General features: G+C 70.4%; 22 protein-coding genes and 2 pseudogenes. 16 read left to right on the plus strand and 8 right to left on the minus strand.

Annotation, left to right across the window (positions count from 1 at the left end):
• Nucleotides 1-7 precede the first annotated feature (7 nt).
• Nucleotides 8-1561 (minus strand): annotated as a pseudogene (locus tag AC1DS4_RS12810) (leucyl aminopeptidase); the annotation flags it as partial.
• On the opposite strand from AC1DS4_RS12810, the gene gcvT reads away from it, so the two are divergent.
• Genes gcvT through AC1DS4_RS12825 form a run of 3 tightly spaced genes read left to right on the plus strand, consistent with a single transcriptional unit; the run spans nucleotide 1534 to nucleotide 4079 of the window.
• Nucleotides 1534-2640, plus strand: coding sequence for a glycine cleavage system aminomethyltransferase GcvT (gcvT, locus tag AC1DS4_RS12815; protein ID WP_477623621.1), 1107 nt, complete (start codon nucleotides 1534-1536; stop codon nucleotides 2638-2640). The pseudogene AC1DS4_RS12810 and the gene gcvT sit on opposite strands and share 28 nt — an antisense overlap.
• Nucleotides 2641-2675: 35 nt before the next feature.
• Nucleotides 2676-3191: an OsmC family protein gene (locus tag AC1DS4_RS12820; protein ID WP_477623622.1), complete on the plus strand. Its 516-nt coding sequence runs from the start codon at nucleotides 2676-2678 to the stop codon at nucleotides 3189-3191.
• Nucleotides 3192-3200: 9 nt separating this feature from the next.
• A complete protein-coding gene (locus AC1DS4_RS12825) occupies nucleotides 3201-4079 on the plus strand; it encodes an LLM class flavin-dependent oxidoreductase (protein ID WP_477632286.1) in 879 nt (292 codons plus the stop codon).
• On the opposite strand, the gene AC1DS4_RS12830 is transcribed toward AC1DS4_RS12825, so the two are convergent.
• Nucleotides 4076-5674: an ABC transporter ATP-binding protein gene (locus AC1DS4_RS12830; RefSeq protein ID WP_477623624.1), complete on the minus strand. Its 1599-nt coding sequence runs from the start codon at nucleotides 5672-5674 to the stop codon at nucleotides 4076-4078. The two genes, AC1DS4_RS12825 and AC1DS4_RS12830, sit on opposite strands and share 4 nt — an antisense overlap.
• Nucleotides 5675-5697: 23 nt before the next feature.
• Between AC1DS4_RS12830 and AC1DS4_RS12835 the strand changes: the two genes are divergently transcribed.
• Entirely contained in the window at nucleotides 5698-5913 is a 216-nt protein-coding gene (locus AC1DS4_RS12835) for a hypothetical protein (RefSeq protein WP_477613251.1), read from the plus strand.
• A gap of 37 nt (nucleotides 5914-5950) precedes the next feature.
• Here the strand turns inward: AC1DS4_RS12835 and AC1DS4_RS12840 are convergent, their stop codons facing one another.
• The gene (locus AC1DS4_RS12840) at nucleotides 5951-6532 is read right to left on the minus strand and encodes a DUF3043 domain-containing protein (protein WP_477613250.1); all 582 of its coding nucleotides are present in this window, start codon (nucleotides 6530-6532) and stop codon (nucleotides 5951-5953) included.
• A gap of 95 nt (nucleotides 6533-6627) precedes the next feature.
• Here AC1DS4_RS12840 and AC1DS4_RS12845 point away from each other — a divergent pair, with 95 nt between their 5' ends.
• From AC1DS4_RS12845 to AC1DS4_RS12860, 4 genes are all read left to right on the plus strand, one after another.
• A complete protein-coding gene (locus AC1DS4_RS12845; protein WP_477632285.1) occupies nucleotides 6628-7992 on the plus strand; it encodes a M20/M25/M40 family metallo-hydrolase in 1365 nt (454 codons plus the stop codon).
• Nucleotides 7993-8024: 32 nt separating this feature from the next.
• Complete coding sequence (locus AC1DS4_RS12850) at nucleotides 8025-9278, plus strand: saccharopine dehydrogenase family protein (protein ID WP_477623626.1); 1254 nt, start codon at nucleotides 8025-8027, stop codon at nucleotides 9276-9278.
• A gap of 196 nt (nucleotides 9279-9474) precedes the next feature.
• Complete coding sequence (locus AC1DS4_RS12855; RefSeq protein ID WP_477623627.1) at nucleotides 9475-10038, plus strand: RNA polymerase sigma factor; 564 nt, start codon at nucleotides 9475-9477, stop codon at nucleotides 10036-10038.
• The gene (locus AC1DS4_RS12860; RefSeq protein WP_477623628.1) at nucleotides 10035-11009 is read left to right on the plus strand and encodes a hypothetical protein; all 975 of its coding nucleotides are present in this window, start codon (nucleotides 10035-10037) and stop codon (nucleotides 11007-11009) included. The genes AC1DS4_RS12855 and AC1DS4_RS12860 overlap by 4 nt, the downstream gene beginning before the upstream one ends.
• Before the next feature lie 110 nt (nucleotides 11010-11119).
• Here AC1DS4_RS12860 and nadA read toward each other — a convergent pair whose 3' ends face one another.
• Entirely contained in the window at nucleotides 11120-12313 is a 1194-nt protein-coding gene (gene nadA / locus AC1DS4_RS12865; RefSeq protein ID WP_477623816.1) for a quinolinate synthase NadA, read from the minus strand.
• 76 nt (nucleotides 12314-12389) lie between these two features.
• On the opposite strand from nadA, the gene AC1DS4_RS12870 reads away from it, so the two are divergent.
• Nucleotides 12390-13169: a maleylpyruvate isomerase N-terminal domain-containing protein gene (locus tag AC1DS4_RS12870; protein WP_477623629.1), complete on the plus strand. Its 780-nt coding sequence runs from the start codon at nucleotides 12390-12392 to the stop codon at nucleotides 13167-13169.
• Between the two features lie 12 nt (nucleotides 13170-13181).
• Here the strand turns inward: AC1DS4_RS12870 and AC1DS4_RS12875 are convergent, their stop codons facing one another.
• Nucleotides 13182-13403: a hypothetical protein gene (locus tag AC1DS4_RS12875; RefSeq protein WP_477613245.1), complete on the minus strand. Its 222-nt coding sequence runs from the start codon at nucleotides 13401-13403 to the stop codon at nucleotides 13182-13184.
• Between the two features lie 139 nt (nucleotides 13404-13542).
• Here AC1DS4_RS12875 and AC1DS4_RS12880 point away from each other — a divergent pair, with 139 nt between their 5' ends.
• The gene (locus AC1DS4_RS12880) at nucleotides 13543-14709 is read left to right on the plus strand and encodes a glycerate kinase family protein (protein WP_477632284.1); all 1167 of its coding nucleotides are present in this window, start codon (nucleotides 13543-13545) and stop codon (nucleotides 14707-14709) included.
• A gap of 96 nt (nucleotides 14710-14805) precedes the next feature.
• Nucleotides 14806-15198, plus strand: a complete 393-nt coding sequence (gene erpA, locus AC1DS4_RS12885) for an iron-sulfur cluster insertion protein ErpA (protein WP_477613243.1) — start codon at nucleotides 14806-14808, stop codon at nucleotides 15196-15198.
• A gap of 66 nt (nucleotides 15199-15264) precedes the next feature.
• On the opposite strand, the pseudogene AC1DS4_RS12890 reads toward erpA, so the two are convergent.
• A pseudogene (locus AC1DS4_RS12890) lies at nucleotides 15265-15963 on the minus strand (flavodoxin family protein); the annotation flags it as partial.
• A 72-nt stretch (nucleotides 15964-16035) separates the two neighbouring features.
• Here AC1DS4_RS12890 and AC1DS4_RS12895 point away from each other — a divergent pair.
• Nucleotides 16036-17022, plus strand: coding sequence for a carbohydrate kinase family protein (locus tag AC1DS4_RS12895; protein WP_477623632.1), 987 nt, complete (start codon nucleotides 16036-16038; stop codon nucleotides 17020-17022).
• Between the two features lie 10 nt (nucleotides 17023-17032).
• Nucleotides 17033-17722, plus strand: a complete 690-nt coding sequence (gene aat / locus AC1DS4_RS12900; protein WP_477613240.1) for a leucyl/phenylalanyl-tRNA--protein transferase — start codon at nucleotides 17033-17035, stop codon at nucleotides 17720-17722.
• A gap of 10 nt (nucleotides 17723-17732) precedes the next feature.
• Here aat and AC1DS4_RS12905 read toward each other — a convergent pair whose 3' ends face one another.
• Nucleotides 17733-17990 carry a sulfurtransferase TusA family protein gene (locus AC1DS4_RS12905; RefSeq protein WP_477623633.1) on the minus strand — a complete coding sequence of 86 codons (258 nt, stop codon included), beginning with the start codon at nucleotides 17988-17990 and terminating at the stop codon, nucleotides 17733-17735.
• Nucleotides 17987-19180, minus strand: coding sequence for an aminotransferase class V-fold PLP-dependent enzyme (locus AC1DS4_RS12910; protein WP_477623634.1), 1194 nt, complete (start codon nucleotides 19178-19180; stop codon nucleotides 17987-17989). Before AC1DS4_RS12910 ends, AC1DS4_RS12905 begins: the two co-directional genes overlap by 4 nt.
• Nucleotides 19181-19242: 62 nt before the next feature.
• Between AC1DS4_RS12910 and ctaC the strand changes: the two genes are divergently transcribed.
• The 3 genes from ctaC to AC1DS4_RS12925 are packed head-to-tail and all read left to right on the plus strand — an operon-like array spanning nucleotide 19243 to nucleotide 22373.
• On the plus strand, nucleotides 19243-20172 hold the full coding sequence (ctaC, locus tag AC1DS4_RS12915; protein WP_477623635.1) for an aa3-type cytochrome oxidase subunit II: 930 nt from the start codon (nucleotides 19243-19245) through the stop codon (nucleotides 20170-20172).
• Entirely contained in the window at nucleotides 20172-21968 is a 1797-nt protein-coding gene (gene ctaD, locus AC1DS4_RS12920) for an aa3-type cytochrome oxidase subunit I (protein WP_477613236.1), read from the plus strand. The genes ctaC and ctaD overlap by 1 nt, the downstream gene beginning before the upstream one ends.
• Nucleotides 21969-21971: 3 nt before the next feature.
• On the plus strand, nucleotides 21972-22373 hold the full coding sequence (locus AC1DS4_RS12925) for a cytochrome c oxidase subunit 4 (protein ID WP_477613235.1): 402 nt from the start codon (nucleotides 21972-21974) through the stop codon (nucleotides 22371-22373).
• The last annotated feature ends 8 nt before the right edge of the window (nucleotides 22374-22381 follow it).

A 22381-nucleotide genomic window follows, 5' to 3' on the forward strand; every position in this document is an offset into this window, starting at 1 on the left:
GAACGCCGGAGGGGCCCGTCCGATGTGGACGGGCCGGTCCGGCGATGTCGACGTGCGCCCAGGGCGTGCCCTTGGTGACGAACTCCTGGAGGAAGAGACCGGCAGTGAGCATCCCGCCCCACCGTTCGCCCTTGTGGGCGAGGTCCGCCACGCCCGAGTCGAGCTGGCTGCGCAGGTCGGCGGGCAGGGGCATCGCCCAGGCCGCCTCGCCAGCGGCCGCAGCTGCCCCGCCGACCCGGTCGCGGAAGGAATCGTCGTTGGCCATGATTCCGGCGACCCGGCCACCGAGGGCGACCATCTGGGCGCCGGTGAGGGTCGCGATGTCGACGATGGCGTCCGGCTTGGCCTCGCCGGCCAGGCAGATGCCGTCACCCAGGACCATCCGTCCCTCGGCGTCGGTGTCGAGGATCTCGACAGTGGTGCCGTTGCGCATCGTCACGACGTCGCTGGGGCGCTGAGCGGTGCCGCTCGGCATGTTCTCCGCGAGGCAGAGGTAGCCGGTGACCTTGACCGGCAGGCCGAGCTCGGCCGCGGCCAGGACGGTTGCCGCGACGGCCGCGGCTCCGGCCATGTCGGACTTCATCGTGAGCATCCCCGTGGCGGGCTTGAGGTTGAGGCCGCCGGAGTCGAACGTGATGCCCTTGCCGACGAGCGCCACCGAGGCTGTGGCCTTCGGGGGGTTCCACGTCAGGGTGACCATCCTCGGCGGGTTGACCGAGCCCTGGCCGACGCCGACGATGCCGCCGAAGCCGCCCTTCTCGAGCGCCTTCTCGTCGAGCACCTTGATGGTGACCTTGGCGGTCGCCGCGGCGTTGCGTGCCTTGACGGAGTCTGCGAACGACTGGGGGAAGAGCTGGTTCGGGGGAGTGTTGACCAGGTCTCGGGCGTAGGCCTTGGCATCGGCCAGGATGCCCGCTCGGGTGGCAGCGGCCTTGACCGCCTTGACGCGCGCGTCGGACGTGGCGACGGTGACCGTGGTGATGCCCTTGGTGGGCTTGGCAGCGGGGCCCCGCACGCCGGCATACCGGTAGGCGCCGAGCGCAGCGCCCTCGGCCACGGCGGCGACGGACTCCGCGCCGGTGGTCGGCAGCGCGACGACGACCTTGGCCGCGTTCTTGAGCGACCTCGATGCGGCCCCGGCAGCGCGCCGCAGCACCTCGTGGTCGAACGAGGCCGTGCGGGCGGTGCCCTTGCCCAAGCCGGTGAGGACCACGCGCGGTGCGGCGACGCCCGGCACCGCGGCGATCGTGAGCACCTCGTCGGCGGCACCCGTGGCGTGCAACGCCGCGAGCTGCGCCGCGACATGGGTGGCGGCGACGCGCGGCAGACCGTGGCCTGCGGCCAGGGCGGCCTTGCCGTCGGAGTCGACCGTGGCAAGGACGAGGGCGTCGGCCTTGAGGTCGTGGGCGGGGCGGTCGGAGACGTTGACGGTCGTCACGTACTCATCCTTCGTATCGGGGCTGGTGGCACCTGCTGCTGCGCAGGATAGCCGTGCCGTGTGAGGTGCAGGTGGAGGGCGGTAGCGTTCGGAGCATGAGCGACGGAGCCCTGAAGACCTCACCCCTGCACGACCGGCACGTGGCCCTCGGGGCCAAGATGGCCGACTTCGGCGGCTGGGAGATGCCCATCGAGTACCCCGGTGGCGGGGTCGTCCGCGAGCACTCGGCGGTGCGCACCTCGGTCGGCATCTTCGACGTCTCCCACCTCGGCAAGGCTCGCGTCTCCGGGCCCGGGGCCAAGGAGTTCGTGAACTCCTGCCTGGCCAACGACCTCGACCGCATCCACGAGGGCAAGGCGCAGTACACCTTGTGCTGCAACGACTCCGGCGGGGTCGTTGACGACCTGATCGCCTACCTGCGCAGTGACGACGACGTCTTCCTCATCCCGAACGCGGCCAACACCGGCGCAGTGGTCGAGCTGCTGGCGGCGGCCGCCCCCGAGGGTCTGACGGTGGAGAACCTGCACGAGGGCTACGGCGTCATCGCCGTCCAGGGCACCAAGAGCGACGAGGTGCTCGCGGCGCTCGGCCTCCCCACGGGGCACGAGTACATGTCCTTCGTCGAGACCGACTGGAACGGCCATCCGGTCATCGTCTGCCGCACCGGCTACACCGGTGAGCGCGGCTACGAGCTGGTGCCGGCGTGGGAGGTCTCCGCCCAGCTGTGGGACGCCCTCATCGAGGCGGCGGCGCCGTACGATGGGCTGCCCTGCGGCCTGGGGGCGCGGGACACCTTGCGCACCGAGATGGGGTATGCCTTGCACGGCAACGAGCTGTCCCCGTCGATCACGCCGGTCCAGGCACGCGTCGGCTGGGCGGTCGGCTGGAAGAAGGAGGCGTTCTGGGGTCGTGAGGCACTCGTCGCCGAGAAGGCTGCCGGCCCCGCGCGGGTGGCCTGGGGCCTGCTCGCGACCGGCCGCGGCATACCTCGGGCGCACTGCGAGGTGAAGGTCAACGGTGAGGTCGTCGGCGAGGTGACCTCGGGGACGTTCAGCCCGACGCTGAAGAACGGCATCGCCCTGGCGCTGCTGGCGCCGACCGTCGCCGCAGGCGACGAGGTCGTCATCGACGTCCGTGGCCGCGAGGTGACGGCCACGGTCGTGAAGCCGCCGTTCGTGCAGGTCGACGTCCGCGAGGACTAGGCCTGCGCACGCACGGGACTCACAGGGGATCGGGTATGCCGGACAAGGACTTTCGCGGACACGTGTACTCCGCGCGGGTCGAGTGGAGCGGGTCCACCGCAGGGGGCTACCGCGCCTATCCACGGGCCCACACGGCGTGGACGCCGCCGGCGACCGAGGGGTTCGACCTGAGTGCCGACCCGCACTTTCGTGGTGACCCCGACCTGCCGAACCCCGAGCAGCTGCTCGTCCTCGCAGCCTCGTCGTGCCAGCTGCTGTCGTTCCTCGCCGTCGCTGCCCGTGGCGGCGTGGACGTCATCGGCTACGCGGACGACGCGTTGGGGGAGATGCCGCCCGACCTGGTGCCTCAGCGGATCACGCGGATCGTGCTGCGGCCGGTCGTGACAGTTGCGGCCGGGACCGATCCGGCGCTGGTGCTGCGGATGACCCACGAGGCGCACGACCAGTGCTACATCTCCAACTCGCTGACCACCGAGGTCGTCGTCGAGCCCGAGATCGTCATGGCCGGAGGCACTGCTCGCGCGCCTCGGACTGTCGGGGGTCAGGCGTAGCTTCGCAGGATGAGATACGGGTTCGTCGTCCCGTTCGCCGACGCCCGCGAGTTCGCCGAGGTGGCGGCGCTCGGTGAGCAGTACGGCTGGGACGCCGTCTTCACGTGGGAGAGCCTCTACGGCGAGCACGCCTGGGTGACCCTGGCCGCCGCGGCGATGCAGACGTCGACGATCCGGCTGGGCACCTTGCTCACGCCGGCCAGTCGACACCGGCCGTGGGATCTCGCGTCGATGGTCAGCTCCGTCGACCGCCTCAGCGGTGGCCGTGTCGTCATGTCGGTCGGCCTCGGTGCGCTGCACCCCGGCTGGACCCGGTTCGAGCCCGACGAGGGCCGGGCGGTGCGGGCGCAGAAGCTCGACGAGTCGCTCGCCGTCTACCGCGGGCCCCTGTCGGGCGAGCCGTTCACCTACGACGGGGTCCACTATCCGGTTCGGCCCGTACGTCCGGGCGCTCCGCCGCTGCCGCCGCCACCGGTCCAGCGACCGCATCCACCGGTGTGGGTGGTGGGGGCCCACCTGCCGGGCCGACACGGGCAGCCGTCGCTGGAGCGTGCCGCGCGCTGGCAGGGGGTGCTCCCGACCGTCGCGGTGCCCGGCGCCCAGCCGGGCAGCCCACACCTCACCCTGGAGTCGGTGGCCGAGGTGCTCGGTGTCGTGCGCCGGCTGCGAGAGGCCCAAGGGCTGCCGTGGGAGGGCTACGACGTGGTCATCGAGGGCGACAGCACGGGCGAGTTCGTCAGGTCGGCGGGGACCCCGCACGAATGGGCCGCGATCGGGGCGACGTGGTGGATCGAGAGCTGGTGGAGCGTCGCCCCCGGTCCGGCCGGGCTGGCCGAGATCCGCCACCGCGTGGAGGCCGGTCCGCCGAACCAGCCGGCGACGAACTAGCCGACGACGTCGGAGACCCGCAGCAGGGGCAGCGGATGCATCACCTTGGCGACCTGCGGCGCGAACGCCGGCGAGTCGCTCAGGATGCGACTCGCGGGACCGTCGGCGACGACCTCTCCTTCGGCGAGGATGACCACCCGGGTGGCGACCTCGGCAGCCAGCTCCACGTCGTGGGTGGCCACGATGATGGTGCGGCCGGCAGCGGCGAGCTGCGTCAGCAGGGAGGTCAGCCGAGCTTTCGCCTGGTAGTCCAGTCCGCGGGTGGGCTCGTCGAGCAGCACCACCTGGCTGCGACGAGCCAGCACCAAGCTCAGCGCCACGCACATCTGCTGGCCCTCGGAGAGCTGGGCGGGGTGGCGGTCGTGGCACAGCCCCGGGACGAGACGCTCGAGGACGGCGGCACTCGACCCCGGTGGCAGGGTGAACACCGCGTCGTTGGCGGTGAGCTGGTCGTCGACGGGGGAGTCCGTCAGGAGAGCGCCGGGGTTCTGCGGCGCGAGGGCCGCGTGACCCGAGAGCGTGGCCCGTCCGGACGTCGGCTGCAGGGTGCCGTCGAGCGCGCCGAGCAGACTCGACTTGCCAGCACCGTTGCGGCCCATCAGGACGACCACCTCACCCGCACCGACCTGCAGGGTCACCGAGCGGAGGGCGACGACCTGCCCGCGGACCAGGCTGAGCCGGCGCACCTCGACGCGCCCCTCGACGCGCCCGTCGACGCGCCCCTCGACCTGCACCTCGCCGGCCTGCTCTTCGGTCATCGCGGCAGCGTCCTCGAGGGAAGCCCGCAGGCCACGAGCCTGCCGGCGGGCTGACCGCACGGAGAGGGGGACCGGAGTCCAGCCCAGCCGGAGGCCGAGCTCGACCACGGGAGGGCGGATGGACGACCGGGCCATCGCCGTCTCGGGATCGAGCGGGCCGGTCACACGACCCGCCTCGACGAGCAGCACGGAGTCGGCGTGGTGCACCACCCGCTCGAGGCGGTGCTCGGCGACGACCACGGTGATGCCGACGTCGTGGACCAGGCGGTGCAGGATCGCGAGGACCTCCTCGGCTGCCACGGGATCGAGCGCGGACGTCGGTTCGTCGAGGACCAGGACCCGGGGCCCGGCAGCTAGAGCCACCCCGATGGCCACTCGCTGTTGTTGCCCACCGGACAGGTCGACCACGCGACGGCCTCGGAGGTCCGCGAGGCCGAGCAGGTCGAGCGTCTCCTCGACCTGTCGCTGGCCGCCGTGCGGGTCGTCCGCGCGCGGCCGCACGCCTGCGGCGATGACGCTTTCCACCGTGCCTTCGACCAGCCCGGAGGCGGGGTCCTGTCGAACCAGCCCCACGACGGCGCCGCCTTGGTCGGCGCCCGCGCCGAGCGGGTCCATCCCGTCCACGAGCACCCGGCCGGTCCGGATGGCTTCGGAGCCGCCGCGGGCGTCGAAGCCCTCAGGAGTCGTCGCGTCGCCCAGGCACCGAAGCAGGGAGGTCTTGCCTGATCCGGTCGGGCCGACCACGAGGACCAGCTCACCCTCGGGAATCGTGAAGGAGGCGTCGCGCAGCGCCGGCTCCCCGGCATACGCGATGGTCACTGCCTCGAACACGATCACGGGCCGAACCCTAGAGTGGAACCATGAGCGATGCGTGGACCTGGACCTACCTCGACGGCGAGGGCAACGCCATGACCGGCGACGAGCTGGTGACGACCGCGTTCCCGTCGCAGTCGGACGCCGAGAACTGGTTCGGCGAGTCGTGGCACGAGCTCACCGACCTCGGTGTCGACGCGGTCAAGCTCTTCCACGAAGGCGCCCTCGTCTACGGGCCGATGAGCCTGCGCGCCGCGGAGTAGGTGCAGACCAGCTGCCCAGGGGCAGCCCCACAGCCGCTCAGACGGGGAAGTCGCCGCGCTTGACCAGGGCCTTCGGCATGCGCGAGCGCCGGAGCTGGAAGCCGCGCATCACGGCGTACATCGCCAGGCCGCGACCGACCTTGTCCTCACCGAACTTGGCGACGAGCAGCTTCTTGAGCCTTCGCCACATGAGAAAGCCGTCGATGGCGGCGGCCAGCAGGAGGCCGTAGACGCCGATCGAGACGGCGGCGAACACGGCCGGGATGCGGATGAACGACAGCGCGAGCACCACGATCATGACCGGGAGCATGAACTCGCCGAGGTTCCAGCGGGCGTCGATGTAGTCCCTTATGTAGCGACGCACCGGTCCCTTGTCGCGAGCGGGCAGGTGGGCCTCGTCGCCCGTGGCCATCGCGGCCCGCTGCTTGAGCTGGGCCTCGCGGCGCTTGACCTTGTCGGTGTCGCGTGCGGCCTTGCGGTCGGTGACCACCAGTGGGCGCCGGTTGGCTGCCTCCTGGTCCTTGCGCTTGGGCGTGGGCCGGTTCTTGGCTCCCTCGCGGGGGGCATGAGTGACCGATGCGGTCTGCTGCTCGTTCAGGGTCTTGTTACGTCCAAACACGAGTTCACTGTATGCCGTGTGGTCACCTTCCCCGGAATCGCGAGCCGGGGGTGACCCCCGAGGTGGCCCCGCAGCCACGCGTTAGGCTCCCCGTCGTGACCGACGACGTGCCGACGACCGACCAGATCTCCGCCCTCAAGACCACTGTCGCGGGCCTCATGCCGAGCCTGCGCAAGGACCTCGAGGACCTCACCCGCATCCCCAGCGTGAGCCTCGACGCGTTCGACCAGGCCTACGTCGAGGCCAGTGCCCAGGCGACCGCCGCGCTGCTGCGGGCCGAGGGGCTCGACGTCGAGATCGTGCGCGAGGGAGGTCGCCCAGCGGTCATCGGGCACATCGACGGGCCCGAGGGTGCGCCCACGGTCATGCTCTACGCCCACCACGACGTGCAGCCGCCCGGTGACGAGAAGGACTGGGACAGCCCGCCGTTCGAGCCCACGGAGCGTGACGGCCGTCTCTACGGGCGCGGCGCAGCGGACGACAAGGCCGGCATCATGGCCCACCTGGCCGCCCTGCGCGCCCACGCCGGCAACCTGCCCGTCGGAGTCACCGTCTTCGTCGAGGGGGAGGAGGAGATCGGCTCCGACTCGCTGCCGACGTTGCTGGAGAAGCACGGCGAGAAGCTGCGCGCCGACGCCATCGTCCTCGCCGACTCCACCAACTGGGCCATCGGCGAGCCGGCCCTCACCACCACCCTGCGCGGCCTGATCCGCGTGGTCGTCACGGTGACGACCCTGGACCACGGCATCCACTCGGGCATGTTCGGTGGGGCCGTCCCCGACGCGATCACCCCGCTCATCCGCATCCTGGCGACGTTGCACGACGATGCCGGCGACGTCGCGATCGCCGGGCTCAAGTCCGGCAAGGCCAGCGACCTGGAGTTCGACGAGACACGGCTGCGTGAGGAGTCCGGCCTGCTCGACGGGGTCGAGGTCATCGGCACCGGCACCCTGCTCGACCGCATCTGGACGAAGCCCACTGCCACCGTCATCGGCATCGACGCACCCTCGGTCGCCAAGTCCTCCAACACCCTGGTGCCCACTGCGAGCGCCAAGGTGTCGATCCGGCTGGCCCCCGACGAGGTGCCCATGGAGGCGTATGCCGCGGTGCAGCGTCACATCGCCGAGAACACCCCGTGGGGCGCGAAGGTCGAGGTCCACCTCGACGACCAGGGCGCCGGCTTCGACGCCGACGCCAACGGTCCCGTCTATGACCAGGCACGCGCGGCGTTCACCGACGCCTGGGGAGTCGAGCCGGTCGACATCGGCGTGGGCGGCTCGATCCCCTTCGTCGCGTCGTTCGCACAGAAGTTCCCCGACGCAGCGATCCTCGTCACCGGTGTCGAGGACCCCGACACGCGCGCCCACGGCGCCAACGAGTCGCTGCACCTGGGGGAGTTCGAGAAGGTCTGTGTCGCCGAGGCCGTGCTGCTCGCGCGGCTCGGCGCCATGCCCCGCTGAACCCTCCCGACCCTAGCGAACGGAAACCCTTCATGAGCGAAGCAACGAACGCCACCCGGACCCACGACCTCGTCATCTTCGGGGCCACCGGCTTCGTCGGCCGGCTCGTGGCGGAGTACCTGGCCGAGCACGCACCGGAGGGTGTCCGGATCGCCCTGGCGGGCCGGTCGCGCGAGCGCCTGGAGGAGGTCCGAGCCGGGTTGCCGGCTCGCGCCCACGACTGGCCGCTGCTCACCGCTGACGTGGCCGACGCGACGTCCTTGCAGCAGCTGGCCGGGTCGACGACCGCACTGGCCTCCACGGTCGGCCCCTACCTGCGCTACGGCATCCCGGTCGTCCAGGCGTGCGCGGAGGCGGGCACCCACTACGCCGACCTCACCGGCGAGGTCCTGTTCGTGCGCAAGGCCATCGACGCCGTCGACACACGAGCCCGCGAGACCGGCGCGCGCATCGTCACGGCCTGCGGCTACGACTCGATCCCGTCCGACCTCGGTGTGCTGTTGCTGCACGAGCGCGCGGTTGCTGACGCCGCCGGTGGTCTGCTCGACACCACACTGCACGCGAAGTCCAAGGGTGGCCTCAGCGGCGGCACGATCGACTCCTCGCGAGCGCAGCTGGAGGCGGTGAGTGAGAATCGGGCCCTGGGCAAGGTCCTCTTCGACCCCTATGCCCTGAGCCCGGACCGGGCTGCCGAGCCGGACCTAGGTAAGGAGCGGGACCCCAGGTCGGTCTTCGCCGACGCCGAGACCGGCGAGTGGGTCGGGCCATTCGTCATGGCCGGTTTCAACACGCGAATCGTGAGGCGCAGCAATGCTTTGCGCGACCACGCCTATGGTCGGCGCTTCCGCTACCGCGAGGTGAGCGCCTATGGCAGGGGGCTGAGCGGGCGCCGCCGGGCCACCGTCTTCACCGCCGCGATGGGGCTGGCTTTCGCAGGTCTGGCCAACCCGCGCACCCGTCCGATCTTCGACCGCCTGGCACCGTCGCCCGGCGAGGGTCCCAGTGAGCAGAACCGCCGTTCCGGCTGGTTCTCCATGAAGATCCGCACCACCACCGAGACGGGGCGGCGCTACCTCGCGACGGTGTCGGCCCAGGGCGACCCCGGGTATGCCGCGACGGCGGTCATGCTGGGGGAGTCCGCTTTGTGTCTGGCCCTGGACGGCGACCGGCTTCCCCCCGGTGCCGGGGTGCTCACCCCGGCCACGGCGATGGGCGATGCACTGGTCGACCGGCTGCGGTCGCGCGACTTCGTGCTGACCGTGGACGAGCTGACCGACCGCCCCTGAAATCTCAGGTCGGGCTGCCCGTCCACGGAAACCGGTGGTGCTCTGCCGGCTCGCAAATCCCTGCGAACCATCCAGTCTGCGCCGGTATGCCTTCGATCGCCTCCACCACCCGACGTAGTGAACTCGGGCGCAGGGCCGTTGGGATTCGTCGTCGCAAGGGGTCAACCTTTCCGGGCTGCGCTGCGACTCTGAGTGTGTGAGCCCCGTCCTGCGACCTGCCGAGCCGAGCGAGTTCGGTCCCGATGCCACTGCCGTGGTGGTCGGGCGCGACGAGGCGCTGCCGCTGCTGTTCAGGGCGCACGGCGCGAGCCTGGTCCGCCTGGCGTACTTCCTCACGAGCGACCGAGGTGTCGCCGAGGAGGCCGTGCAGGACGCGTATGTCTCCCTGTACCGGAACTGGCACACCCTGCGTGACCGCGCGGCGACCCTCCCCTACCTGCGCGCGGTCGTCGTCAACCGGTGTCGGTCCGCGCACCGGCGGCGGGCACGCACCGTCCGTGCGACCGAACCCCTGACGCCGGACCTCGCCTGGCTGCCCGGGGCGGACACCGAGGCGGTCGCCCACGACGAGGCGCTGCGGATCGCCACCGGCGTCCAAGGGCTGCCGACCCGGCAGCGCGAGGTCGTCGTGTGCCGCTACTACCTCGACCTGACCGAGCGACAGACGGCCGACCTCCTGGAGATCTCGGTGGGATCGGTCAAGAAGCACGCCAGCCGGGCGCTGGCGAGGCTGCACGACAAGTTGGAGGTGTCGCTGTGAACGCCATGGAGGGCCGCACCCGCGAGGCGCTGCACCGTGTCGCGGACGGGCTGGTCGTCTCCGAGCACGACCTGGATCGAATGGAGGGGAACCTGATGACACTGCTCGACTCACGACCCACCGATGAACGGACCGCACCCCGACGACAGCGGGGCTGGGTGGTTGCTGCGGTCGCAGCAGCTGCACTCGTCGTGGGGGGCGTCGCGCTGTGGCAGGTGAACAGCCACAGCCCACAGACCCCTCCTTCGGGTCGGCTCGCGCCGAGCCAACCGCTCGTCCCGCCCGAGCTGGTGGGGCTGTGGCAGAACCAGCCCGAGAGCCCGTGGCTCTGGGAGTTCGCATCCGACGGTCGTTTCTGGAACGTCGAAACAGCAGCCGACTACGTGCGCGCCAGTGGCGTCCCCGGTGACAGTCCCGAACGCGTCACCCAGCGCGACGGCGACCTCTACACGATGACCGAATCCGGCAGCCCCAGCAGTCCCGCCAGAGGGTGTACCCAGACGCGTATCCAGGTCGTCGGGGACACGTTCATCCTGAACGACCTCTGCGGCAGCGGTGCCGAGCCCCCGCTGCGCCTGGAACGGGTGTCGCCACGTACAGCGGCCGCTCCCGCCCTCAAGCCAAGGTTCCCGACGGGGGTGGAGCGTACGGTCACCGTGTCCACCCAGGTCGAGGGCTCGTGGCTGCACCCGGCGACGAACCTGCTGCTGGTAGTGGCTCAGCCGGCCCTGGACGATGGGCTCACCTACGTGCTCGACGACGACGGCGACGGCTTGAGCCGTCCCGACCAGCGAGGAGTCCTCAGCGTCTCGTCCGACGGCACAGTGGCCCTGCAACCGCAGACCCGCGGCGGGGGCTGCGTGCTCGGCTTCTCCAAGGCCGTCTCGAACACGGCGACGTTGGTCACCACGAGCTCGGTGAACGGCTGCTTCGCGGCGGGGAGCACGCAGACCTGGCTGCGGCTCAACTGACGACCGTTCGTGGAGGGGGTCTGGCCGCTGCTCTTCGCGGCGGCCACTCCCATGTGTCCCGCCCGGCCTGTCCCGCCGGGACTCTCCGGCCCGAGCCGTCGGGACCGGCGTCAGTCCTTCGAGGTCTCTCCGGGGAGGGCCAGCATCTGGTCGAGGGCCACCCGCGCGTAGTGGGCGACCTCGTCGTCGACCTTGATGGCGTTGACCACCCGTCCGGCCACCAGGGACTCGAGCGCCCAGACGAGGTGGGGCAGGTCGATCCGGTTCATGGTCGAGCAGTAGCAGACGTTCTTCTCCAGGAACGAGATCTGCTGTCGCGGGAAGAGCGCGCCCAGCCGCCGCACCAGGTTGAGCTCGGTGCCGACCACCCACTTCGTGCCGTCGGGGGCGGCAGCGATGGTCTGGATGATCTTCTCGGTCGAGCCCACCTCGTCGGCGGCCTCGACTACCTCGTGCTGGCACTCGGGGTGGACGATCACCTTGACGTCAGGGATCTCGCGACGAGCCTGCTCCACGGCGGCGAGGCTGAACCGTCCGTGCACGGAGCAGTGGCCGCGCCACAGGATCATCGTGGCGTCCTGGAGCTCCTGTCGCGTCAGGCCGCCCATCGGCTTGTGGGGGTCGAACACCACACAGCCGTCGAGCGAGCCGCCCAGGTCGCGCACGAAGGTGTTGCGACCCAGGTGCTGGTCGGGCAGGAAGAGCACCTTGCCGCCGTCGCCTGCCTGCTCCAGGGCCCAGGTCAGCGCCGTCTTGGCGTTCGACGACGTGCAGATCGTGCCGCCGTGCCGACCGGTGAAGGCCTTGATGGCTGCTGAAGAGTTCATGTAGGTCACCGGGACGGTCACGTCGGCCACACCGGCCTCGACCAGGTCGTCCCAGCAGTCCTCGACCTGCCGGATGGCTGCCATGTCGGCCATCGAGCACCCGGCGGCGAGGTCGGGAAGGATCACGGTCTGGTTGTCGCCGGTGAGGATGTCGGCGGACTCGGCCATGAAGTGCACGCCGCAGAAGACGATGTAGGGCGCCTCCGGCCGGGCCGCCGCGTCCTTGGCCAGCTTGAACGAGTCACCGGTGACGTCGGCGAACTCGATGACCTCGTCGCGCTGGTAGTGGTGTCCCAGCACGAAGACCTGGTCGCCCAGCGCCGCCTTCGCAGCGCGAGCGCGCTCGACCAGTCCCGGCTCGGACGGGGCCGGCAGGTCGCCCGGGCACTCGACTCCGCGCTCGGTGTGCAGCTCGGTGCCACGTCCGAGGACGAGCAGCGGCAGGGGACTGGTGGGCCGGGAGTCCGACTGCGTCACAGGGGTGCTCACGGCTCGATCGTATGCCGTGAACGACCGGACCCAGGCGGGCGGTCCGTGCCCTAGGGTCGCCGCCATGGACGACGCAGACCTCGTGGAAGCACTGCTGGCAGCCACGACCGCCATGGTCGGCACGATCCGGGCCGCCGACCCGCAGGCCTCCGTGCCCGCTTGTCCGGGCTGGACCGTCACCGACCTCGTCGACCACCTGGGCCGGGTGCACCTGTGGGCGGCGCACTGTGCGCGCACCGGTTCGCAGCCGGACCCTTACCCGCGACGTGACCGCGAGCAGCCGCTGGCGGACTGGTATGCCGCGTGTGCCGAGACGATCGTGACCACCCTGTCCGGGCTGCCGGCCGAGCACCCGGCGTGGAGCTTCTCGGCGGTGCCGGGACACCAGGACGTCCGGTTCTGGCGACGCCGGCAGTTCCACGAGACGACGGTGCACCACGTCGACGCGCTCCAGGCGCACGGTGTGCTGCCGACCGCCGGCCTCGTTGACACCGTCCCCGCACTGACGACCGAGCAGGCAGCCGACGGGGTTGCCGAGGTCTTCGAGGTGATGGCTCCGCGGAGCCTGGTCCGACACGCCGACCGACCGCCCCTGGAGGTGATCCCGGCCGCCGAGCCCATCGCCTTCTCCTGCACAGACACCAACGCCTCGTGGACCGTGCGGGTCGTCGACGGCGCCGTCTGCGTCCACGACAACGTGGCGCAGGAGGCGGTCGCCCGGGTCAGTGGACCGGCGTCGCACCTCTACCTTGCGCTGTGGCACCGCGCTGACTCAGCGGTGCTCGTGACCGACGGGGACGAGGCTGCCGCCCGCCGGCTCCTGGGTGCTGCGTTGGTGCCCTAGGGGTGGAGGGGTCTAGAGCGGGTGGATCTTGCTGCTGGACATCGCCACGCTGACGGTGTTCTCACCGAACTTCACGTGGATGCGGTCGCCGGTGATCTTGACGACCGATCCGAGCCCGTGCCGGTCGTGGGTCACCCGGTCGTTCACTGCGAAGTCCGGGATGTCCGGCACCGGAGCTGCCCGGAACGGGCTGTTCGGCAGATGCGGTTTCTTGGCGGGCTGACGGGGGCGCATCCATCCATTGTGGACCTGTTTTGCCCCTCTGGCCTCCACGGCGAACAGGAATCCGCCCCGCTCGTGCTCAGCAGCCCGGAAGAATGGGAGCGAAGAAACCCGCCGTGGCACTCGGCGCCCGGGCTGGAAGGATGGGCGCGTGCACGTCGTCATCGCGCCGGACTGCTTCACCGGCACCCTCACCGCCCAGCAGGCCGCCAGGGCCATCGCCCACGGGTGGGCTGCCACCGCCCCGCACGACCTGCTGACCCTGCGTCCGCTGTCCGACGGCGGTCCGGGCTTCCTCGACGTGCTCGCGTCGGCGCTCCCCGAGGCGCAGACCTTGGCCGTGACGGTCGCCGACCCGCTCGGTCGCGACGTGCCGGCCGCGATCCTGATGACGGGCACGGACGGTGACCGCACGGCATACCTCGAGTCGGCGCAGGCGGCAGGGCTGCACCTGCTCTCAGCCGACGAGCGGAACCCCGCGGTGACCAGCACGTGGGGAGTCGGCCAGCTCGTCGACGCTGCCCTGCGCGAGGGAGCCACCCGGATCGTGGTCGGCCTCGGCGGCAGTGCGACCAACGACGCTGGCGCCGGAATGCTCGCGGCACTCGGCGCGGGCGCACCCCAGGACCTCGCGCGGGGTGGGCTGGCCCTGGCCGACATCTCGGACGCGGCCCTCCCGGCGCTCGCGGCCACCCGCGAACGCTTCCGCGGTGTCGAGCTCGTCCTTGCCACCGACGTCGAGTCGCCGCTGCTCGGGCTCCAGGGCGCCAGCGCGGTGTTCAGTCCGCAGAAGGGGGCCTCTCCCGAGATCGCCCAGGCCCTGGAGGGGGCGCTCGGACGGTTCGTCGAGGTGGTCCGTCGCACGCTGCCGGAGCAGACCGACCTGTTGACCGGTACGGGCCGCCGCCTCGACAAGGCGCCCGGCGCCGGCGCAGCGGGCGGCCTCGGCTACGGACTGTCCCTGCTCGGGGGCACCAGGGTCAGCGGGGTGTCGGAGGTCCTCGAGGCGGTGGGGTTCAGAGACCTCCTGCGGGCGGCCGACCTGGTCGTCACGGGGGAGGGCTGCTTCGACTGGCAGAGCCTGCAGGGCAAGGTCGTGGCCGGGGTTGCCGCCATGGCGCTCGAGACGGCCACGCCGAGCGTCCTCATTGCCGGCCAGACCCTCGTGGGGCGCCGTGAGGCGATGACCCTCGGGCTGTCGGGCAGCTATGCCGTGGCGCAGACCCCCGCACAGGTCGAGGCTGCCATGTCCGATCCGGTCGGAACGCTCTCGGCACGCGCTGCCCGGGTGGCGGCCACCTGGTCCCCCCGGAGCTGACCACGACGTACAGTGGGGGGTGCGCGGGGAACATTTCGCGAGAACCGCAGGTTGGCACTGGTGGCCGACCTCCACCGACATGAAGGACTCATCATCATGAGTGTTCAGGACCAGACCGCCCCGGCGACGACCGCCGACGCGACCGAGGCGCCTGCCGAGGCCACGCACGGCGTGCTCCTCACCGACGTTGCTGCCGCCAAGGTCAAGTCCCTGCTCGAGCAGGAGGGCCGCGACGACCTGCGCCTGCGCGTCGGCGTGCAGCCCGGTGGCTGCTCGGGCCTCATCTACCAGCTCTACTTCGACGAGCGCACCCTCGACGGTGACCTCGTGCGCGACTTCGACGGTGTCGAGGTCGTCGTGGACCGGATGAGCGCCCCCTACCTCGTCGACGCGAGCATCGACTTCGCCGACACGATCGAGAAGCAGGGCTTCACGATCGACAACCCCAACGCGGGCAGCTCCTGCGCCTGCGGCGACTCTTTCAGTTGATCGAGCACAGCAGCTGATCACGCACAGCAGCTGAGCAACGCCGAGGGGCCCGTCACCACTGGTGACGAACCGGGCGCCCGCGTCCCACTCGGTGCGCTGGTTGCCGCCCACCGGGAAGCCACCCGCCGCCTTCAACATGGCCGCCAGGTGCATGAGGTTCCACGTCATGAACGTGGTGTTCCGCTGGGTGAACTCGTTCTCGGGGCCGCCGCTGCCCGGGTCGAGGTAGGACGGACCGGGTCCCGCCTCGCCGATCCACCCGGCGTCCGCAGCCGGTGGGATGGAGTAGCCGATGTGCTGGAGGCTGTAGAGGATGTTGGACGAGCAGTGCTTGATGCCGTCCTCGTTGCCGGTGATGATCGCGCCACCGACCTTTCCGTAGTAGACGTACTGGCCTGCCGCGTTGGTCATGGATGACCCCGCATAGAGCCGCTCGATGACCTGCTTGGTGATGCTGGAGTTGTCGCCCAGCCAGATCGGGCCCGCCACCACGAGGATGTCCGAGTCGATGATCCGGGCAAACAGGGTCGGCCACTCGTCGCGGTCCCAGCCGTGCTCGGTCATGTCGAGGTAGACGCCGGTCGCGATGTCGTGGTCGACCGCCCGGATCACCTCGACCTCGACTCCGTGCTTGCGCATGATGGCGGCGCTGATGTCGACCAGGCCCTGCGTGTGGCTCCGCTCCGGAGACCGTTTCAGCGTGCAGTTGACGAAGGTCGCGCGCAGGGCGCTGAAGTCGAAGGCACCGATCTCGGGTTCGCTCATGGAGGTGACTGTGCCGTGTCACGGGGCCAGCAGCAACAGTCATTCGGTGGATGGCACGGTAGGTTTCCCAGAGTGCAGATAGCCATCACGGGTTCCATTGCCACCGACCACCTGATGACCTTCAAGGGCAGGTTCCGCGACAGCCTCGTCGTGGAGCAGCTCGACAAGGTCTCGTTGTCATTCCTCGCCGACGACCTCGAGGTGCGCCGCGGGGGCGTGGCCGCCAACATCGCGTTCGGCATGGCCAACCTCGGCCAGCGCCCGATCCTCGTCGGAGCGGTCGGTGAGGACTTCGGCGACTACCGCAGCTGGCTCGAGCGGCACGGGGTGGACTGCGCATCGGTGCACACGTCCGAGTCCAAGCACACCGCACGCTTCGTCTGCACGACGGACGAGGACATGGCCCAGATCGCGACCTTCTACGCCGGCGCGATGAGCGAGGCAAGGGCCATCGAGCTCGGCCCGATCGCCACGCGTGTCGGCGGGCTCGACCTCGTGCTCATCGGTGCCAACGACCCCGAGGCGATGCTGCGCCACACCCGCGAGTGCCGCTCGCGCGGCATACCGTTCGCTGCCGACCCCAGCCAGCAGCTGGCCTTCGCCGACGGCGCGACGATCCGCCAGCTCATCGACGGTGCCGACTTCCTGCTCACCAACGAGTACGAAGCCGCGCTCACCGAGCAGAAGACCGGCTGGAGTGCCGAGGAGGTTGCCGACCGGGTGCACACCCGCGTCATCACGCGGGGCAAGGAGGGCGTCACCATCGAGCGCAAGGGGGAGGACCCCATCGAGGTGTCGGTGGCGCGCGAGGTCCGGCGCGCCGACCCGACCGGAGTGGGCGACGCGTTCCGCGCAGGTTTCCTCACCGGTCTGGCAGCCGACCTGGGGCTGCGGCACGCCGCCGAGCTCGGGTCGATGCTGGCGACCTACGTCATCGAGACGGTGGGCACCCAGGAGTACACCCTCGGCAAGGCGAGCTTCCTCCAGCGGCTGGCGGACGCGTACGGCCAGGATTCGGCCGACGCCATCGAACCCCACATCGCCTGCATCGCGCCGTAGGACGCCACCGGTGGCGACCGACCCGGTCGAGCCCCTGCCGACCACGTGGGAGTTCGACCTCAGCGAGGTGGAGGACGGCGAGGACATGGTCGCGGTCGGGGGCGACCTGCGGGCTGGGACCCTCGTCGAGGCCTATCGCAGCGGCGTCTTCCCGATGGGCCTGGGCGAACACGGTGCCAGGCCGCTCGGGTGGTGGTCGCCGGATCCCCGCGGCGTGCTGCTGCCCGGTGGCGTCCACGCCAGTCGGTCGCTGCAGAAGTCGTTGCGGCGCTTCGAGATGCGGGTGGACACCGCCTTCCGGCAGGTCGTCGACGCGTGCGCCGACCCGCGCCGGGACGGGCGATGGATCACCGAGGAGATCGCCGATGCCTACACCGAGCTGCACGCTCTGGGATGGGCCCACAGCATCGAGACGTGGCAGGACGGTGAGCTCGTCGGCGGGCTCTACGGAATCACCGTCGGCGGGCTCTTCGCGGGCGAGTCGATGTTCCACCGCGTGACCGACGCCTCCAAGGCCGCCGTGGTCGCCACCGCGGGCTACGTCTTCGCCGACGGCGACCCGCGACGGCTGATCGACGTGCAGTGGGCCACCGACCACCTGCGCAGCCTCGGGGTGGTGACGGTCTCGCGACGTGACTACCTGCGCCTGCTCGAAGACGCCGTCGCCCTGGCGCCACCGACCTTCGGCGCCGCTTCCTGAGGCCGAGGCCTCAGGACACCAGCCGGACCCGGTATGCCGCGTGGTCACCGTCCGTGGGCACCTCACCGAGGTAGTCCTGGCCGCGCATCCGGCACCACGCGGGGATGTCGGCCCTGGCCGCCGGGTCCGTGGCCCACACCTCCATCACGGCTCCAGGTGCCGCGTCGCGCGCGGCCTGTGCCAGGCGGATGACGGGTAGGGGACAGCGCAGGCCACGTGCGTCGACGACGAGGGGCGGGGGCTCCGCTCCGTCCCGGGGAGGGCTCACAACCGGTGTGCTCCGAGCTCGGCGCGGACCGAGGCGACCGCGTCAGCGATCACCTCGCAGAAGGCGTCGACGTGGGCCGCGCGCTCGGGAGCGACCGCCGCGAGGGGCACCGTGATCCGGACGTTGCCGTGCGTCAGGGCACCCATCGCCGCGAGGACGTGGCTGGGTTCGAGCGTGCTGGCCGTGCACGCCGAACCCGAACCCACCCCGAAGCCGCGCCGGTCGAACTCGCGGACGAGCGCCTCACCGTCGGCGTAGAGGGCCGAGAACGTCACGACGTGGGGGAGTCGCACGGTCGCGTCGCCCACGACCTCGACGTCGGGAACGGCTGCCGCGGCGGCCCGGATCCGGTCCACGAGCGTGAAGGTCTCGGCCGCGTCGGACTCGCGCGTCGCCTCGGTCTGTTGCCAGGCCTCCGCGGCGGCAAGGGCAAGAGGCACCCACGGGGTGTGTCGGGTCGGGCCGCTGAGCGCCGCGTCGGGGTCCGGCGCGCCGGGGAGCAGCCACCGGGCGCGCTCGGGCAGCACGACCACCCCGAGGCCGCCGGGACCGCCCCAGGACTGGGCATCGCCCGCAAGGGCGTCGTAGGAGGTGGGGCCGGCCATCCGGCCCAGCGAGGCCTGGGCGTCGACGGCGAGCGGCAGCCCGGCCTCCTGGCAGAGCGCCCAGGCGCGGTCGAGCGGCTGCACGGTACCGACCTCGCCGTTGGCGTGCTGGAGGGCAGCAGCGACGGTTCCGGGAGCTGTGATCGCCCGGGACCACGCCTCGAGGTCCACCCGACCAGCCCCGTCCACCCCGACCGTGGCGAACAACGCCGGGTCGCCGGCGGAGTCCGCGCAGTGGCGGCCCGGGACCAGCACTGCCGAGTGCTCGACCGCGGAGGCGACGACGCGCGCTCCACGACGGCGCGCGGCATACCTGAAGCCCTCGACCATCCAGCGGACGGCGGTCGCGCCGTCGGGGGCGAAGGCCACCTCGGAGGGGCGGACCTGGAGTCCTGCCGCGAGCACTTCACGGGCCTGGTCGAGCAGGCGGCGCGCGGCCCGCGCCTCACGGTGAAGGCGTCGCGGGTCGGCCCACCCTGCATCGATCGCGGCGACGAGGGTCTCCCTGGCGCGGGGGTGCATGGGGCCGGGTGCCGCATCGAGAAACGCGCGGTCGGAACCGTCGTCCGGGGAGGGGTTCGCCACACCCCGACGTTAGTCCCACCCTGACCGGACGACACGCACTCGCTGGAGTAGGGTTTGGCGCGATGGCCCATCACTGTCTCGAAGAAGGTGCACCGTTGCGTCAGCACGACGTCTCTGCGCCGCGCCCACACAGGCGGCGGACTGCAAGCAGGAGATCGACCACGGCTCTCGGGCTGTCGCTCGTGGCCCTCACCCTCTCGGGGTGTGCGGGGCGCGTGCAGGACGGTTTCCTCCCCCGTGCGGTGACCGAGGGCGGCGAACGCGTGACCTCGCTGTGGAACGGCGCGTGGATCGCCGCGCTCCTCGTCGGCGCCCTCGTCTGGGGCCTGATCGGCTGGTGTGTCGTCGCCTACCGCCGGGCCAAGGACGACACGGGTCTGCCGGTGCAGCTGCGCTACAACGTGCCGATGGAGATCCTCTACACGATCGTCCCGGTGTTCATGATCGCGGTGCTCTTCTACTACACCGCGCGTGACGAGGCCGCCCTGCTCGACACCTCCAAGCACCCGGACGTCGTCGTCAACGTGGTGGGCAAGAAGTGGAGCTGGGACTTCAACTACGTCAACGAGCAGACCTACGAGAGCGGCACGCAGGCCGAGCTCACGGGGGAGCCCGGCACCGAGAAGAACCTGCCGACGCTCTACCTGCCGGTCAACAAGCGCACCGAGTTCGTGCTGACGTCGAGGGACGTCATCCACTCCTTCTGGGTCCCGGCATTCCTGCAGAAGCTCGACATGATCCCGGGGCGGGTCAACAAGTTCCAGGTCTTCCCGACCGAGACCGGTGACTTCAAGGGCAAGTGCGCCGAGTTGTGTGGCGCCTACCACTCGCAGATGCTGTTCAACGTCAAGGTCGTCGACCAGGCCGCCTACGAACAGCACATCTCCGAGCTCAAGGCGCAGGGCAACACCGGTCAGCTCGACAACAGCCTGAACCCCGCCAAGGTCATGGACGAAGACCAACACCTCATCCCGAGTGCAGGGGGCAACTGATGGCAGCGGCAACCGAGTCCACCTCGGCCGGGACGTACTACCGTTCCACCGAGGCGACGGCGACCCGCCGGCTCACCAAGGGTCAGACGGTCGTGAAGTGGGCGTCGACGACCGACCACAAGGTCATCGGCAACCTCTACTTCATCACCTCGTTCCTCTTCTTCATGTTCGGCGGCGTGCTCGCCCTGCTGATCCGTGCGGAGCTGTTCCAGCCCGGACTGCAGGTCGTGGACAACCCCGACCAGTTCAACCAGCTGTTCACGATGCACGGCACGATCATGCTGCTGCTGTTCGCGACGCCGTTGTTCGCCGGGTTCGCCAACGCCCTCATGCCGATCCAGATCGGCGCCCCTGACGTCGCGTTCCCGCGGCTGAACATGTTCGCCTACTGGCTCTACCTGTTCGGTGGCCTGATCGCCTCCGCAGGCTTCCTCACCCCCTCGGGTGCGGCGTCGTTCGGCTGGTTCGCGTACTCGCCGTTGTCGGACGCCTCAAACACCCCCGGCCTGGGTGGTGACCTGTGGGTCTTCGGTCTCGCGCTCGGTGGTTTCGGCACCATCCTCGGTGCCGTCAACTTCATCACCACGATCATCTGCATGCGCGCGCCCGGCATGACGATGTTCCGCATGCCGATCTTCACCTGGACGATCCTGGTCACCAGCCTGCTCGTGCTGATGGCCTTCCCGGTGCTCGCATCTGCCCTGCTGGCGCTGGGTGCAGACCGCAAGTTCGGGGCCCAGATCTTCGAGGCCGACAACGGCGGGCCGATGCTGTGGCAACACCTGTTCTGGTTCTTCGGCCACCCAGAGGTCTACATCATCGCCCTGCCGTTCTTCGGCATCATCTCCGAGATCCTGCCGGTCTTCTCGCGCAAGCCGATCTTCGGCTACAAGACGCTGGTCTTCGCGACCATCGGCATCGCGGCCCTCTCGGTGACCGTGTGGGCCCACCACATGTACGCCACCGGCCAGGTGCTGCTGCCGTTCTTCGCAGTGATGACCATGTTGATCGCGGTGCCCACCGGCGTGAAGTTCTTCAACTGGATCGGCACGATGTGGGGCGGAAAGCTGTCCTTCGAGACACCGATGCTCTGGGCGGTCGGCTTCCTGGTCACCTTCCTGTTCGGCGGCCTGACCGGCATCATCCTGTCCAGCCCGGCGCTGGACTTCCACCTCTCCGACAGCTACTTCGTGGTGGCCCACTTCCACTACGTCGTGTTCGGCACCGTGGTGTTCGCGATGTTCGCCGGCTTCTACTTCTGGTGGCCGAAGTTCACCGGGCGGATGCTCGACGAGACGCTGGGCAAGATCCACTTCTGGATGTTGTTCATCGGCTTCCACACGACGTTCCTGATCCAGCACGTGCTGGGTGTCGACGGTATGCCGCGTCGCTACGCCGACTACCTGCCCGAGGACGGCTTCACCTGGGAGAACCAGGTGTCCACCTTCGGTGCCTTCCTGCTGGCCGCGTCGACGCTGCCGTTCCTCTACAACGTCTGGAAGACCTGGCGCACGGCGCCCTTGGTCGAGACCGACGACCCGTGGGGTTACGGCGCCTCCCTGGAGTGGGCGACGTCCTGCCCGCCGCCGCGTCACAACTTCGACGTGCTCCCGCGGATCCGCTCCGAGCGCCCGGCCTTCGACCTGCACCACCCCGAGGCGGCGCCGCTCGGTGGGGTGCACGCCGACCCGGACACCCTGACTCGGATCATGGCCGAGACCCGCACGTCCGAGCACCACGCGACGGGCGAGTTCGACGAGCACAAGCACCCGCGGTTCCACGAGGAGCGTGACTGACCCGTGAAGATCGAGTACAAGCTCTTCGTCATCCTGGCTGCCTTCTTCGCCCCCTTGGGGCTCATCTACGGCATCTTCACCCACTGGCGGGAGCCGGTCGGCCCGGCAGGGCTGTTCCTGTCCGCCGGTCTCGGCGCCATGATCGCCTTCTACCTGTGGGCCACGGCGCGGCGCCTCCCGGAGCGGCCCGAGGACAACCCCAGCGGCGAGATCTGGGAGCAGGAGGGCGAGTACGGCTTCTTCAGCCCGCACTCCTGGTGGCCCCTGGCCCTCGCCGGAGCGTCCGCCCTGTGCTTCCTCGGCCTGGCCGTCGGCTGGTGGCTGTTCATCATCGGGGCGGGCTTCGGGGTCGTCGCCCTGGTGGGCTGGACCTTCGAGTACTTCAAGGGCCCGCACGCCGTCTGACGGCGCTC

The sequence above is a fragment of the Pedococcus sp. P3_C7 genome (assembly GCF_056402615.1).

What these genes read in the sequence shown, in the direction of transcription:
- AC1DS4_RS12875 (WP_477613245.1), bottom strand. Translation starts at nt 13,403, where the DNA reads ATGCGCCCCCGTCAGCCCGCCAAGAAACCGCATCTGCCGAACAGCCCG.
- AC1DS4_RS12820 (WP_477623622.1), top strand. Translation starts at nt 2,676, where the DNA reads ATGCCGGACAAGGACTTTCGCGGACACGTGTACTCCGCGCGGGTCGAG.
- ctaD (WP_477613236.1), top strand. Translation starts at nt 20,172, where the DNA reads ATGGCAGCGGCAACCGAGTCCACCTCGGCCGGGACGTACTACCGTTCC.
- gcvT (WP_477623621.1), top strand. Translation starts at nt 1,534, where the DNA reads ATGAGCGACGGAGCCCTGAAGACCTCACCCCTGCACGACCGGCACGTG.
- AC1DS4_RS12835 (WP_477613251.1), top strand. Translation starts at nt 5,698, where the DNA reads ATGAGCGATGCGTGGACCTGGACCTACCTCGACGGCGAGGGCAACGCC.
- erpA (WP_477613243.1), top strand. Translation starts at nt 14,806, where the DNA reads ATGAGTGTTCAGGACCAGACCGCCCCGGCGACGACCGCCGACGCGACC.
- AC1DS4_RS12825 (WP_477632286.1), top strand. Translation starts at nt 3,201, where the DNA reads ATGAGATACGGGTTCGTCGTCCCGTTCGCCGACGCCCGCGAGTTCGCC.
- AC1DS4_RS12870 (WP_477623629.1), top strand. Translation starts at nt 12,390, where the DNA reads ATGGACGACGCAGACCTCGTGGAAGCACTGCTGGCAGCCACGACCGCC.
- AC1DS4_RS12850 (WP_477623626.1), top strand. Translation starts at nt 8,025, where the DNA reads ATGAGCGAAGCAACGAACGCCACCCGGACCCACGACCTCGTCATCTTC.
- ctaC (WP_477623635.1), top strand. Translation starts at nt 19,243, where the DNA reads ATGGCCCATCACTGTCTCGAAGAAGGTGCACCGTTGCGTCAGCACGAC.